Genomic DNA, 14,159 nt, shown 5'->3' with positions numbered 1-14,159 from the left:
ATTAAGCATCATGACGTTTGTCATGGTGCTTTTTTTGTGCATAATTTATCATTCATGTTTACTAGATCAAGAGATTGCGGTAAAATAGTAGTTGAGCTAGATTATAATCATTATAAACTGGAGGGGTTGATTATGGCAAAAAAGAAAACATCACTTGCGCAAAAAATCAACGTTTTGCGGGCAAGTGTCATGGGTGCTAATGACGGTATCCTATCAGTCGCAGGGATTGTCCTAGGTGTCGCTGGAGCGTCAACCAGTAACTGGGCAATCCTGATTTCTGGTTTGGCTGGAATGCTAGCCGGAACGGTTTCAATGACAATGGGAGAATACGTTTCAGTCAACACCCAAAAGGATTCACAACGACAGGCCATCGATTTTGTAAAACGCGGTCTTGCCAACGATTACGATGGTGAATTTAACTTTGTGAAAAATAAATACCTCAAAACAGGAATGGCTCCTGAATTGGCAGAAAAAGCCACTTCCGAAATGATGCAAGAAGATGCGTTAACGACAGTCGTGCGGGAAAAATACTCGTTTGATAGAAAAGATTTTACCAGTCCGTACGCTGCCGCAATTGCTTCCATGATTTCGTTTCCCACAGGATCAATTCTGCCCCTAGTCACCATCTTTGTCGCCCCAGCTCAGTACCGGGTTCTTGGAACTTATCTTGCCATCATCTTGGCACTTTCAATTACCGGATACGTAGCTGCCGTTCTAGGAAATGCTAATCGGACTAAGTCACTAATACGAAATGTCATCTCTGGATTAGTCACCATGACCGTCGCATACCTTGTTGGTCGTTTAGTCGGGTTAGTATTTTAAGGAGGAACGCTAGATGAGTTTTCATTTTAAGAAAGATCACAAAGATAACAATGACAACACCATGGACGAAAAACTGAATAACCTACGAGCCGGAGTCCTTGGGTCAAACGACGGGATTTTGACCGTCGTGGGTGTCCTCTTCTCAGTGGCGGTTGCCACTACTAATCCTCTCACCATTTTCATTGCCGGATTATCCGACTTACTTGCCTGTGCTTTTTCGATGGCCGGTGGGGAGTATGCTTCTGTTAGTTCTCAGCGTGATACCGAGCAAGCGGCCGTCAAAACCGAAAGTAAGTTACTTAAAACCAACTTTAATGAAGAACTTCAAAGTGTAATCGAATTTTATGTGGGCCGAGGAGTTAGTCAAAAAACGGCCACCGCAATTGCTAAGGACCTTCTTTCAAAGAAACCCTTAGAGACCGTCGTAAGTGTGAAATATGACCTTCAATTAGGAAAGTATTTGAGTCCCTGGAGTGCGGCCCTATCTTCTCTATGCTCGGCCTCTCTTGGTGGGATCCTTCCTTTATTAGCAATGACCCTCCTCCCGGTTGGTCTTCAGTGGCCTGGAACCATTATTGCCGTCATCATCGCCGTTGCCATCACTGGATTTCTAAGTGCAGAACTCGGAAACGGCTTGGTCAAGATCGCCGTGGTTCGAAACGTCATCGTTGGAATCATCACCATGATTATCCATTATGGGATCGGACAATTCTTCTAACATAATTCTCAACCTTTAACATTAATTTTTAGATAAAATTACATTACGGTAAACCTATATCAGAGTAGGAGTATAGAGGCTACAAAAACCGACGTGCCGCTATTTCCAAATGATAGATAATTTGACATATACCTTCCAAATTGTTAAGTTGGTTAACGTAGATATTTTTATTTTTAATGAAGATGTTAATCGAAAGGAGGAGTTCTGTGACTCAAAATAATAATGAAAAAATCAAAGTAGATCACATTACAAAGATCTTTGGTCCTCATGTTAGAAAAGCACAAGAACTTTTATCTAAGGGAGAAGACAAGGCCCACATTCTTGATGAGACCGGTAGCACCGTTGGTGTTGATAACGCGACCTTCTCAATCAAAAATAACGAGATTTTCGTTATCATGGGACTATCTGGTTCAGGTAAGTCAACCATGTTACGGATGTTTAATCGTTTAATCGATCCAACATCTGGTGCCATCTATTTGGATGGAAAAGATATCATGAAGTTTGACAAGAAACAATTACTTGATCTTCGTCGAAAGAAAATGAGCATGGTCTTTCAAGGCTTTGGATTACTTCCTAACCGTACGATCCTTGAAAACGCTGCCTTCGGGCTTGAAGTTCAAGACGTTAAGAAGGAAGAACGTGACAAGAAGGCTCATGAATCACTTGAAATGGTCGGCCTTCACGGATATGACGACAGTTATCCAGGGGAACTATCTGGTGGGATGCAACAACGTGTTGGTTTGGCTCGTGCCATTACCAACGATCCAGATATTCTCCTGATGGATGAGGCCTTCTCAGCCCTTGATCCACTAAATCGTCGTGAAATGCAGAATGAGTTATTGGAACTGCAACGAAAACTTCACAAAACCATTATCTTCATTAGTCATGATTTAAATGAAGCACTACGAGTCGGTGACCGAATCATGATGATGCATGATGGTGACGTCATTCAGGTTGATACTCCTGAAGACTTACTTGATCATCCTAAAAATGAATACGTTAAGAAATTTATCGAAAACGTTGATCGTTCTAAGATTCTGACTGCTTCCAATGTAATGGTTAAACCAAACACCGTTAACATTGATAAGGATGGTCCTAAGTTGGCCCTTCGTCGTATGAAAGAAGATCAGATTTCAAGTATCTTCGTGGTTGATTCCGACAATCATTTTGTGGGAATTGTCGATGCTGATGATGCTAACGAAATGATTGATAAGAACGAAAAAGACCTTCATACTGCACTTAAGACTGACGTGCCAACAACTGCTCCAAACACCCCAATTGGCGAATTGTTCAATGCAATTTCTAAATCGCCAATTCCATACGCAGTCGTTGATGACGAAAAGCACTTACAGGGAATTATTCTTCGAAGTGCCGTTCTTGATGCCATGGCAACGAAAGGAGCAGATGACTAATGAATAGTTTATTATCAATTGCTAGCATTGGTGCAATTCCAATCGCTAAATGGGTGAATGCCTTTTTTGCTTGGCTAACTGGATTTGCTGGCTTTTTTAATGCCATTACACTGTTCTTGAATACCGTTATGAATGGTATTCAATGGGTCTTTGACATTATTCCAATCTGGTTATTCATTGTGATTATCCTGCTTGGAACTTGGTTCTTATTCAGAAAAACTAAGCACTGGGGCTTCATGCTCTTTGAATTATTAGGATTTCTATTAATTTGGAACCAGGGTTACTGGCGTGAAATGACTCAGACTCTGGATCTGGTTCTTACAACCTGTCTTTTAATTATCATCATTGGGGTTCCACTTGGAACTTGGATGGCTAAGAGTAAGATTGTACAAACCATCGTTAGTCCAATCATGTCATTTCTACAAACGATGCCAGCCTTCGTTTACTTGATCCCTGCCGTTGCTTTGTTTGGAATCGGTCAAGTTCCTGGTGTGTTTGCATCAGTAATCTTCTCAATTCCACCAATCGTCAACATGACTAACCTTGGAATTAGACAAGTACCTAGTGAATACCTTGAAGTTTCAGAATCATTCGGTTGTACCGCATGGCAAAAACTTTTCAAAGTTCAATTCCCATTGGCTAAACCAACCGTTATGTCTGGAATTAACCAGGGAATCATGCTTGCCCTTTCAATGGTTGTTATTGCTTCAATGATTGGAACGATGGGACTTGGAGAAGCTGTTTACTTCGCCGTTGGTAGAAATGACGTTGGTACTGGTTTTGCAGCTGGTATCGCAATCGTTATTTTGGCAATTGTCCTTGATAAAATCAGTAAAGGCCTTGGTGGTGCCAATAAAACTGATGCAGGATCTAACGAATAATGAATAAGAAATTTACTAAATGGATTCTCGGAATCACTTCTGCGTTACTTCTAGCGGTGACCTTAACCGCATGTAGTGTAAATCCACCAAAGTACAATCCCAACGCAAAAGTTGGACCACAAGTTAACTACACAATAACTGGAATTGATTCCGGAGCTGGAATCATGTCATCCACTACTAAAGCAATTAATACCTACGGACTAAAGAAAGAAAAGTGGCAACTTCAGGCTAGTTCTACTGCTGCCATGCTTTCATCCTTAGACAAAGCCCTAAAGTATAAACAACCAATCGTTATTACTGGTTGGACACCTCATTGGATGTTTCAAAAGTATCCAATCAAATTCTTGAAGGACCCAAAGAATGCTTATGGAAAGGGCGAACACATTCAAACCATTATCCATAAGGGATTTGAAAAGAAAGATCCTGGTGCAACTAAGTTACTCAAACAGTTCCATTGGAATGATGAACTGATGAGTGAAGTGATGTTCAAGATTGACAAGGGTGAAAATGCTGAAAAAGCTTCCAAGGAATTTATTGCTAAACATCCTGAACTAGTTAAACAATGGCTCAATGGTGTTCCTGAAGGACACGGTCAACCCGTTAAACTTGTCCTAGTTTCATGGGACTCGGAATTATCATCTTCTAACGTGGTTGCCCAGTTACTTCGAATGAAGGGTTACAAACCAACCCTTTCAGCAATGGAAGCTCAACCAATGTGGACCTCCCTTTCAACGGGATCCGCTGATGCTTCAACTGCTGGTTGGTTGCCAACTACAATGGCTCCAATGTACAAGAAGTACAAGAACAACGTTGAAATCATTGGTACTAGTATCGACAAGGCAAAGGTTGGACTAGCCGTTCCGAAGTACATGAAGAACGTTAACTCAATTGAAGACCTTAAAAAATAAATAATCAGTAAAATTAAGTCCCGTGAATGTCGTTCATGGGACTTTTTTGATACCATTTAGTTATGATAAAAGTTTCGAAAGGACAATGACTATGACAAAGAAAGATTTTCCAATTAACAAACCCGAACTAAAAGATGACTTTTATGATGCCATCAATGGTTCGTGGATTAAACAAGCTACGATTCCATCCGATCACTCTTCAACTGGTGGATTCATGGATCTAGTTGATGATATCGATAAAACCCTGATGAAGGATTCAGCAGAACTTCAGAGTGGCAAGCTAAACGCAACCTCTCCTGAATTAGAGGAATACAAAAAGTTCTACAATATGACCACCAATTTTAAAAAGCGTGACGAGGATGGAGTGAAACCCTTAAAACCAGTCCTTGATCGTATTACCAATCTTGATAACTACGATGATCTAAACGACCAACTTTCCGACTGGATTCTTTCTGGTCTCCCTACCCCATTTTCACTTGGCCTTGATCCTGACATGAAGAACGCTAAGGTCAACGCTCTCTTTGCGAGCGGTCCTTCCCTATTCATGCCCGACAAAACTTACTATGAAAAGGACAATGAGGCCGCTAAGACCTTAATGCCAATCTTCATTAAAATGACCACCAAATTATTCGAAATGGCCGGATACAGTGAAGAAGATAGCAAAAACATCGTTGAAAATGCGGTTGAATTTGATCGTTTAATTGCCCCTAACGTTAAGTCAGCCGAGGAAGCTGCGGATTACAGTAAGATGTATAATCCTGAAAGTCCTGATCAACTGGCCAAATCAACCAACGTATTAAACCTAAAGGAAGCCATTAACCAACTCGTTGGTGCCCTTCCTGAAAAGATAATTGTGACCGAACCTCAATTCTTTGAAAATCTGTCTGAACTTCTTACCTCATCACACTTTAAACTCATGAAGGATTGGATGCTTGTTAAGACCCTTAACGGCTACAGTGGAGCCCTTTCGGATGAATTTAGAGTAACTGGTGGAACGTACAGTCGAGCCCTTTCTGGTAAGAAAGAGGCCACTAATAAGAAAAAAGCGGCCTACTACCTTGCTTCTGGTACTTTCGACCAGGTCATCGGTGACTACTACGGGAAGAAGTACTTTGGTGAAAAAGCAAAGGATGACGTTCATCAAATGGTTAACAACATGATTAACGTCTACAAGAATCGCCTTACTAACAATGATTGGTTAAGTGAGGACACTAAGAAAATGGCCATCAAAAAACTTTCAACCCTTGGCGTTCAGGTCGGATATCCTGATGAACTCGATCCTTTGTACAAGAAGTTCCACGTAACGGAGGAAAAAGATGGTGGTACAGTTTTAAGTAATCTCCTCGACTTTGAAAAGATTGCTAACCAGTATGAGTTCTCCAAGTGGAATAAACCAGTTGAAAGAGAACGCTGGGAAATGAGTGCCAACACCGTGAACGCTTATTACCATCCCTTTAAGAATATCATTGTCTTTCCAGCTGCCATCCTACAAGCACCATTCTACAGTCTTGATCAACCCGAGAGTGCCAATTATGGTGGAATCGGTGCTGTGATGGCACACGAAATCTCACATGCTTTTGATAACAACGGTTCTTTGTTCGATCAGTATGGTAATCTTAACAACTGGTGGACCAAATCGGACCACGAACACTTTGCTAAATTAGCTCAAAAGATGATTGATGAATTCAACGGTATTCCATTTGCTGGCGGAAAAGTTAACGGAAAATTGACGGTTTCCGAAAATATTGCTGATGCTGGTGGACTCAGTTGTGCTGAGGAAGCAGCTAAAAATGACACCGATCCCGATTTATATCAATTCTTTACTAACTGGGGTCGAATCTGGCGCATGAAAGCCACTCCAGAATACCAAAACCTGCTACTATCAATTGACGTTCACGCTCCCTCCCCACTTCGAGCATCCGTTCAGGTCAAAAATCTGGATGACTTTTACACGACCTTTGACGTAACATCTGAAGATAAGATGTACTTAAAACCTGATAAACGGGTTCAGATCTGGTAGGATGTAAGTGGAAAACAGAATAGATTGGAGCGAATAATATGAAACTTACTGATTATATCGATAAACAAATTCAATTCTTAGATCAACAATTACAAGACGCCAAGGACAAGAGTGAGGTCAAAGGCCAATACCTCATTGAGTCCAAGATTAACGAACTGCAGGCATTGAGCCGTGCCGTTGAAAAAGGTGTCGTTAATCAACTTTAATTAGAAACGTAAAAAGCGGAAGCACTTCAATGAAGTGCTTCCGCTTTTTTATCTTTTATTATTCAGCGAACAAGAATCGTTCGATAATTCGTGAAGCCATCTGATTACTCAACAGCTTACTATGACGTCCAGACTTTCCACTAACCTTAATTTCTTGATAATCAGATCCTGGAACCAACTTCTTGAGTTCTCTAGCCGACGACGTTGTAACCCGTCCATCCGACTTGTTAGCCCGACTCAACTGGCCATAGACGTTCAGGACACTGACACCCTTAGGAAAGGTCTTCGAACCATCTCGCAGTTCGCTCACCTTTGGATAACGATGATTCATGATATTTTGTTTTGGCATAATTCCCTTGAAGGGGCCACCAATTGAAATGAACTTCGTTAAGCGCATGTGATTAGCTTCCTGTCCGTAAGAAACTGCATTTTGATAAACCGTTAAACTTCCAGAGCCAAAGCCCAGGGCATTGTACTGCTGATAACGATACTTACGATTCAAATGAACTAAGATTTCGTTTAACCACTTCGCCTGAACTACTGTAGAAGCAGTATTGTCATTGAAGTTAACCTTAATGATCGGATACTTAGCATGCACGTTTTCATTCGGATGATAATAAATCTTGCCATCTGGATAAACATTAATCTTCATGGCATATTCGCCACCCTCGCGACTAGAAGTAACCGTCAAATGATTGGCAGCCTTAGAAGTTTTGTTTAAGTCAGATACAAATAAAATGGGCGTATGATCATGTTGCTTAACGCCATCAACGTTAATTCCAAATTCAATAAACAAAAAGCCAGCAACCACTACAATGATTCCGATCGCAAATAAAAAAATGTTTTTCTTTGTTGCTTTTTCCAAAAAATCACTCTTCCTTTGTTCTAATAATTTAAGGATACTAGTAATTCAGAGATATTGCATTAAAATTTAACGAATCAAATGTCATTAAGCGAACTCACGTCTTGACATCCGAACGCTTTCTTATATTTCAAAGTTAGATTTCATCCTGCTTTCTTCCAACAAAGAAGAAGTAAATGCAGGCTCCAATAATACCTAATAACAATATTAACATAACGAGCCAAAAGATGCTCTTAGCAACTGTTTTCCTACCTGAGTTAGTCGCCGAAACGGGATTATTAACGGTAAAGTTATGCGTAAAATTCCAAACCTTTGTCGCCTTAAATTGAGGATCATTTGAGGTCATTTTTAGGTGAAGGGTGTATTGACCGTTAGGTAAACTCTTCGTGGGTTTAGGAACCAAGTAATCAAACGAACTATTGGGCGCAATAACGGCATTGGCAGTGGTATGTGAAGCCACCACATTGGAACTATTGATTGGGGTAATATCAGTTCTAATCTTGGTCTTCCCTAACACAGCAGCCTTATCATTAGCTAACTTCACCTTTATGAGGTTCGGATTCCCAGCTGGTAACGTCTTAACGCCATTCATTTTCATGTTAGCGAGTTGCTTCCCCTGTTTTAGTTGGATTCCAACCGAATACGAATACAGGGAATTAACCGGAGAAGACGACTTGTCACCATTATCTTCAACCACGTAAAGTCCACCGAGAATTGTTCCGTTAAACTTCTGAAAGTTCTCGTCGTTTGGAACTTTTAGGTTCAAAGTAACGGTTTGTTTCTGGTGCGGTTGTAAAGAAACTGTTTGATCTGAAGCCTTGTTAAAGGTTACCAGTTGTTCAATCGGAAACTGTAAATGATTGTTGGTTGCCTGAGCCTTATTGGCATAACTAATCGTAGGAGCTCCCGAAGTAGTCGCCGGATTGATCCCTAATTTTACTTTTAAGGGAATCTTAGTACTGCGGTTGATCAATTGCACCTTCAGTTGCTGCTTCATGCCTGGAGATGCCTTAATATCAAAATAATTGGCCTCCTTTTGCTGTCCCTTAACTCCGTTTAACTGCGGAAGCACCTCAAGGGGAACCTGATTCTGGGTGTCAGCATGAGTGGTTGGAGTCACCATCACAATCATGAGAACACTAGCAATCACGGTCAACCCGATCATTGCTAATTTTTTGCTTACTTTCATTATCAATCCACCCCAATATTCTAATTAATTACTTATGTACAAAAGACGATAACAATCTTTCAATTATTATCGTCTTTTATGTTGGTTAATTTCCTTCTGAAGGTCCATGTGATAAGTTCCAAGTCAACGTTCCGCTTGCATTTTGTGAATTACCACCTAAACCAGCATTATTATTTTTCAAAACATTTTCATCAAGATTCAACTTAACGTTGGCCAAATTCCAGAACGCTTGATAAGTAGAGTTATCCAAGTCAACGTTTGAACTTGAAACAATCGGAGTGGCTTGTCCGTCAAAGTTAATCGTGTTTCCAAGATTATTTCCGGTTTTATTCCACGTTAGCATACTCTTATCCTGATTGAGCGACAGTTCCTGTAAGAACCCATCTCCTAAAGAGGATCCTCCTAAATCAAGTGAAGCGTTATTCAACAAATTATTCTGAGCTGAACCTGACTGAGCCGTAACTGTAAGACCCCAACCAACATCATTCATTTCGCTTCCAGCGGAGTTAGTAAACTGAGTAAAGATGCCCGGATCGGAACTATTAGGATTATAAGCTAATGAGGTTCCGTCTTGTGAAATGGGAACAGCTACACGCCCATTTGATGAGGTCGAGTTCCTCCCCTCCATGTTAAATTGCATGCTTTGAGGAACCGCATCCAGTCTTAACATTGCCGGTGGATTATTATTTGCTGGGTTATTTTTACCGGATACCTGATCTCCCGCCTTAACGTTATCTGGATAAGTTTGATCGGGATGATTAGGATCAGGAGTTCCTGGTGTTTGTGGTTTGTAAGGATTAATGACTCCTGGTTCACTCACACCATCAACTGATTCTTGGGCATCATTTGTCTGAAACCACGAATCACTATTGGCCCTATCATAATAAGCCGCAAATCCATTAATGGTCTCGTCAGCACTTAGATACTTACCCTTGGGCAAAGTATAATCGAAAGTTCCATCAGAATTAGTGTAAGTCGTATACTGACGTGAACTAATGTTGTCGGGAGCCTTCGGAGTAAAGTATGGATAACCATATACATACCCATCATTAATGCTATCAACGGCATCATCTGGGCTGATGTTGGGATCCCCCGTTAAACTGACGAAAACGCCGCCCATTCCTTTCCCATTATTATCAGTAACTCTTCCTGAAATGGTTCTGGAATACTTTGAATCATGAGCATCATTTAGTGGGTGCGTAAACTCGATGTTTCCCTGAGTGGTCGATGATCCTACCTTTAATCGTGAGTACTGGTAGATATTAAAATTACTACCATTAATTGCGGTTTGTCTTGGATAAGAAAATCCACCGCTAGGAGTCATCCATTGAAATTGAGACGGACCATCATTATTGGCACCATTTAGGTCCCAAGCATTCAGGGGCTCTCCACCAGGAAACATAATTTGTGGACCACTACTTTGCTGACTGCCACTTCCAGAATTTCTAACCTGGAGTAACGGATCATCCAAACTATCGTTTTTATACTGACCATAATTTTGTAAACGAAAATCCCCGTGACCCATGCCACTCAAATCAATGTTTCCCCGTCTGGATTGCATCATGGTTGGAGAATCACTTTGAGCGTCTTTATACATACTAATATTAGGACTATCATCAGGTGAATTGGTTGATTCATTCGTATTCGGTTTGACGGTAATGTCACTGTTAGCCCAAATTGAAGGAGTTCCTGATGATGGACTACCATATCCATTGTTCACAGTATTAACGGTGACCTTGGAACTTCCAATGCTAATCCCTGATGAGGCACTACTAGTATTACGATTGTAAGAAACAATGGCATAGTGTCCCGGACTCATACTAAAGTTGACATTCGAATTGTTACCAATACTAAAATCATCTGGATTGCTTCCTCTACCTAGATCAAAGCCAGTGGTTTGTCCGGAAATGCTGGTATTTCCTCCCCCAGTATTTTGTTTGGCAGCAGAATTCATACTAACGTTAACATTATTGCCAATGGCAATCTGGCCAATACCAAATGGTTGATTAGTATTAGGATTGATAGGGGGATTTTGGATTCGACGATCCCAACGTTCATCTCCCCAATCACCAATTTCGAAGTTTGGAGTAGAACCAGTGTTATTAACAGTGGTTTTCAGGTCAGTGGGATTATTTTTATCGTTACTATCAGCAATCCAAAGGGCACAGCCCTCCATTAGTTGTTGACCACCGTTATCAACGTCGGTATTGGTTCTACCCAAAGCCGTATAATAACTAACTTGATTAAGCCGTTGTTTGCCCTTTAGGATATTGAGTCCACCATAGTTAACAAATGGTTGCGCTCCCGTAAAGGAATAGTTGGTGTACGTTTGAATATCACCGTGAGTACCACCGTTACTATCACAAAACATTCCGTAGTAGTTTCCACTGTACACGTTTAGGTTGTTTACCTGGATATTAGGAAATCTTGATGTTCCATCTGAATAAGAGCCATTATTCCCATGCCAGTCAAAACTATTACCACCTAGATCAACCGTCGGTCCACCGACATGTTGTCCATCTGGGCTATTATTAGAATTAGTTACCTGACCATCCACGACTAAATTACCACTCGGTCGTGGAGCAGCTTGAATCTGGTTATGACCAGTATCAGGAGAAGCAATATCATTTGCGATTAAAATGTGATCGACATTTGAATTTTGAATTGCCGCTACATAACTATCCCAATCGCCAACTGAAATGGTTGATAAGTCAGCCGTTTTAATTTGGGCAGCTGATAATTTCGTGGCTGGAACATACTTTCCACTCTTAAACTCACTTTCGGCATTCTTACTTTCTTGAATTAGTTTAATATTTTTAGTGTCGTTAGGATCTTTTTTGGTCTTAGCTTCATTGGCAGAGGTCTTGGTCTTCTGAACGTCTTGAGCGGCCTGCTTGCTTGATTCTTCACTACTCTTATTATCTGAGCTTGTTTTTGCCGACGAGCTACTAGAAGATTGGCTTGAAGAGCTACTTTGAGTGCTACTAGAAGAGGCTTGGCTCTGACTGGCACTAGCTGATGACGAACTTGAAGCTTTAGCCTCCGTTTTGACATTATTTCCAGCTTTTGCTGAGACAGGATTATTTGAACTAGAGGTGTACATAAACAAGACGGCACATGCAACCACGAATAATGCCGCAATTCCGCTTAAAGTTATTAATTGATTCCGATTTTTCTTTTTCATTGTTCAGTCTCCTCCTCAGCATAGATTTAAAGCTTATTTTTGCGATGATTCCGGATAATCAAAAACGTCAAACCCGCAATGATGATCAACATGATCATTACGATTCCTACAAAGATCATGACCGTCTGATATGAAAATGTTCTCACGTAATCCACTGGGTTGATGGTAAATTCCCTTCGTAATTCCACGTTACTAGGCGTTTCATCAACTGGATCTTTTCCATTTAGATTAATTGTTGCGATGTATTTCCCTGGCAGCAACTGCTTATTTAATGGTTGCTTAACCGTAAATTGACTATTCGGGGCAATCTGGCCTCGTTTGATACTAGTTCTAGTGATTGTTTGATTCAATGTCGTATTTTTTAAACTAACATTAGCCTCCACATTATTTAACATCGCTGGTTTGGGATTAGCTAATCCAAACATTAGCATTGAATGCTGGATCGCTGGCCTCTTCAAATTAGCACTCGTCTTTTCAACTTCGCCAGTTGGAATCTTTCCTTTTTTTACCTGAATTGGAATGGTGTAAGAAAATTGATTATTAATCTCACCTTTAACGGTCGGGGCATCTTGGGTAAAAGTCACCGCCCCCAAAATTTCACCGTTAAAATTTTTAAACCGATCATTATTTAGGTTAAGCGACATCTTAATGTTGCGCGTTTGACCGGGATTTAGTTGAAAATTGCGATCAGACCCGTTAGCAAATGTAACCAACTTTCGCATGTTAAACGGGAGTTTTTCAAATTTACTCTGATCATTATCATAAAACAACGCTAATTTTGATGAAGTAGAAGCCGCGTCAACCCGAGTACTTACCTGACAAGAATTGGTTTTACTCATGTTTGTTACTGAAATTGCAATCGGAAAATCACGGGCCTGATTGGCCTGAATCTGGTAATATGCTTTTTGCTTTGATATGTGGCTACTATCGTCAATCCTTACGCTTAACGGAACCGTACTACTCAAGTTAGCAGCTGAGACCGTGAAACAGCTTAAAGTCCCCATCACAGATAGTGTAAATAATGTAACTAATAATGACTTCAGTAGTTTCTTCATAATCCGTGTCCTTAACTATTAATTGTTAACCTGAGGTGAATAGTTCCAATCAATCGTTCCATTATATTCGGTATTCTGAGACGGCATCTTAGCTTGTCCAGTAAAACTATTACTATCAAATGGAACCTCAAGCCGCATATTATCTAATGTCCAGGCTAACTCATAGACCCCAAAAGAACCAACTGGGGCAGAAGATTGATCAGCTGGACCATTGTCGGTATTAGAAAGCATCACTGGCGCATCAGCATCAGTGGTAATTGTAGTAGTTCCAATGTTGTCTGGTGAGGCTGGACTAGAAATATTATTATAGATTACATCCCCGATATTGTATTGAAACAACTGGGTGTTAGAAAGTTTAATGAATGCTCCTGGTAGTGCTCCACCCTGATCGTTAGTAAATCCATTTCCGTTTTGGTCAGGTCGTAAAGTCGCTTTTAAAGCCATGGGACCCGTCCCACCAAAATCATGGACTTGGGCAAACACAAAATTATTCTGATTCCCATCTTTCGATACGCTGGTTCCGTCCGCCGTAAGTGGACTATCAGCAAAGTTGGGATCACGTAACGATTGAAACGTTAATTCTTTAGGCACGTAATCTAGCGCAGTCGGATCGTTATTTTCTCCTGCCGCACCATTATCACCAATATTAGAATTGTCATTGGGGGTAAACGGATTAATAATGGGAACGTTTAGTCTTCCCTGAACGTTTAGACCAATATGGGTATCGTTGTTTTGTGAATAATTAATTAAACCATCAGCCCTTGGAGCTAAAGAAAGTGAGCATACCACTACAAAAAGACTACATAGCAATATACTCACGTACTTCATTCTTTTTAGCAATATCCTCACCTCTCCTACCCTAACAAATAAAAAGAGCACTCAACTTGTTAATTAATTTCCCA

12 protein-coding genes are annotated in these 14,159 nt (G+C 40.6%); 7 read left to right on the top strand and 5 right to left on the bottom strand.

The window, feature by feature from the left end; translation table 11 throughout:
* Positions 1-132 precede the first annotated feature (132 nt).
* From LfDm3_RS03170 to LfDm3_RS06845, 7 genes are all read left to right on the top strand, one after another.
* Positions 133-822: a VIT1/CCC1 transporter family protein gene (locus LfDm3_RS03170; protein WP_010022604.1), complete on the top strand. Its 690-nt coding sequence runs from the start codon at positions 133-135 to the stop codon at positions 820-822.
* A gap of 13 nt (positions 823-835) precedes the next feature.
* Complete coding sequence (locus LfDm3_RS03165; RefSeq protein ID WP_039144086.1) at positions 836-1,540, top strand: VIT1/CCC1 transporter family protein; 705 nt, start codon at positions 836-838, stop codon at positions 1,538-1,540.
* A 206-nt stretch (positions 1,541-1,746) separates the two neighbouring features.
* Entirely contained in the window at positions 1,747-2,952 is a 1,206-nt protein-coding gene (locus LfDm3_RS03160; RefSeq protein WP_039144085.1) for a quaternary amine ABC transporter ATP-binding protein, read from the top strand.
* Positions 2,952-3,833 (top strand): ABC transporter permease, encoded by an 882-nt coding sequence (locus LfDm3_RS03155; protein WP_191978918.1) that lies wholly within the window; start codon positions 2,952-2,954, stop codon positions 3,831-3,833. Before LfDm3_RS03160 ends, LfDm3_RS03155 begins: the two co-directional genes overlap by 1 nt.
* Positions 3,833-4,741: a glycine betaine ABC transporter substrate-binding protein gene (locus tag LfDm3_RS03150; protein WP_082019958.1), complete on the top strand. Its 909-nt coding sequence runs from the start codon at positions 3,833-3,835 to the stop codon at positions 4,739-4,741. Before LfDm3_RS03155 ends, LfDm3_RS03150 begins: the two co-directional genes overlap by 1 nt.
* 91 nt (positions 4,742-4,832) lie before the next feature.
* Positions 4,833-6,761: a M13 family metallopeptidase gene (locus LfDm3_RS03145; protein ID WP_039144084.1), complete on the top strand. Its 1,929-nt coding sequence runs from the start codon at positions 4,833-4,835 to the stop codon at positions 6,759-6,761.
* 38 nt (positions 6,762-6,799) lie between these two features.
* Positions 6,800-6,967, top strand: a complete 168-nt coding sequence (locus tag LfDm3_RS06845) for a hypothetical protein (RefSeq protein ID WP_010022596.1) — start codon at positions 6,800-6,802, stop codon at positions 6,965-6,967.
* 58 nt (positions 6,968-7,025) lie between these two features.
* On the opposite strand, the gene LfDm3_RS03140 is transcribed toward LfDm3_RS06845, so the two are convergent.
* From LfDm3_RS03140 to LfDm3_RS03120, 5 genes are all read right to left on the bottom strand, one after another.
* Positions 7,026-7,832: an alpha/beta hydrolase gene (locus LfDm3_RS03140; RefSeq protein ID WP_052236592.1), complete on the bottom strand. Its 807-nt coding sequence runs from the start codon at positions 7,830-7,832 to the stop codon at positions 7,026-7,028.
* 133 nt (positions 7,833-7,965) lie between these two features.
* Positions 7,966-9,018, bottom strand: coding sequence for a WxL protein host-binding domain-containing protein (locus LfDm3_RS03135; protein WP_039144083.1), 1,053 nt, complete (start codon positions 9,016-9,018; stop codon positions 7,966-7,968).
* Between the two features lie 85 nt (positions 9,019-9,103).
* Positions 9,104-12,202: a pectate lyase-like adhesive domain-containing protein gene (locus tag LfDm3_RS03130; protein ID WP_039144082.1), complete on the bottom strand. Its 3,099-nt coding sequence runs from the start codon at positions 12,200-12,202 to the stop codon at positions 9,104-9,106.
* A 26-nt stretch (positions 12,203-12,228) separates the two neighbouring features.
* Positions 12,229-13,257, bottom strand: coding sequence for a WxL protein host-binding domain-containing protein (locus LfDm3_RS03125; protein ID WP_039144080.1), 1,029 nt, complete (start codon positions 13,255-13,257; stop codon positions 12,229-12,231).
* 18 nt (positions 13,258-13,275) lie between these two features.
* Positions 13,276-14,067, bottom strand: a complete 792-nt coding sequence (locus tag LfDm3_RS03120; protein WP_225349316.1) for a WxL domain-containing protein — start codon at positions 14,065-14,067, stop codon at positions 13,276-13,278.
* Positions 14,068-14,159: the final 92 nt, after the last annotated feature.

Source organism: Fructilactobacillus fructivorans, assembly GCF_000814735.1.
Taxonomy (GTDB): Bacteria; Bacillota; Bacilli; order Lactobacillales; family Lactobacillaceae; genus Fructilactobacillus; species Fructilactobacillus fructivorans.
Note: the sequence above shows the minus strand (reverse complement) of the source record. Positions and strands in the feature narration are given on the sequence as shown.

Bases quoted from the DNA above. Each gene is read 5' to 3' on its own strand.
- LfDm3_RS03130 (WP_039144082.1), bottom strand. From the start codon at position 12,202: ATGAAAAAGAAAAATCGGAATCAATTAATAACTTTAAGCGGAATTGCG.
- LfDm3_RS06845 (WP_010022596.1), top strand. From the start codon at position 6,800: ATGAAACTTACTGATTATATCGATAAACAAATTCAATTCTTAGATCAA.
- LfDm3_RS03125 (WP_039144080.1), bottom strand. From the start codon at position 13,257: ATGAAGAAACTACTGAAGTCATTATTAGTTACATTATTTACACTATCT.
- LfDm3_RS03150 (WP_082019958.1), top strand. From the start codon at position 3,833: ATGAATAAGAAATTTACTAAATGGATTCTCGGAATCACTTCTGCGTTA.
- LfDm3_RS03155 (WP_191978918.1), top strand. From the start codon at position 2,952: ATGAATAGTTTATTATCAATTGCTAGCATTGGTGCAATTCCAATCGCT.
- LfDm3_RS03145 (WP_039144084.1), top strand. From the start codon at position 4,833: ATGACAAAGAAAGATTTTCCAATTAACAAACCCGAACTAAAAGATGAC.
- LfDm3_RS03170 (WP_010022604.1), top strand. From the start codon at position 133: ATGGCAAAAAAGAAAACATCACTTGCGCAAAAAATCAACGTTTTGCGG.
- LfDm3_RS03135 (WP_039144083.1), bottom strand. From the start codon at position 9,018: ATGAAAGTAAGCAAAAAATTAGCAATGATCGGGTTGACCGTGATTGCT.
- LfDm3_RS03165 (WP_039144086.1), top strand. From the start codon at position 836: ATGAGTTTTCATTTTAAGAAAGATCACAAAGATAACAATGACAACACC.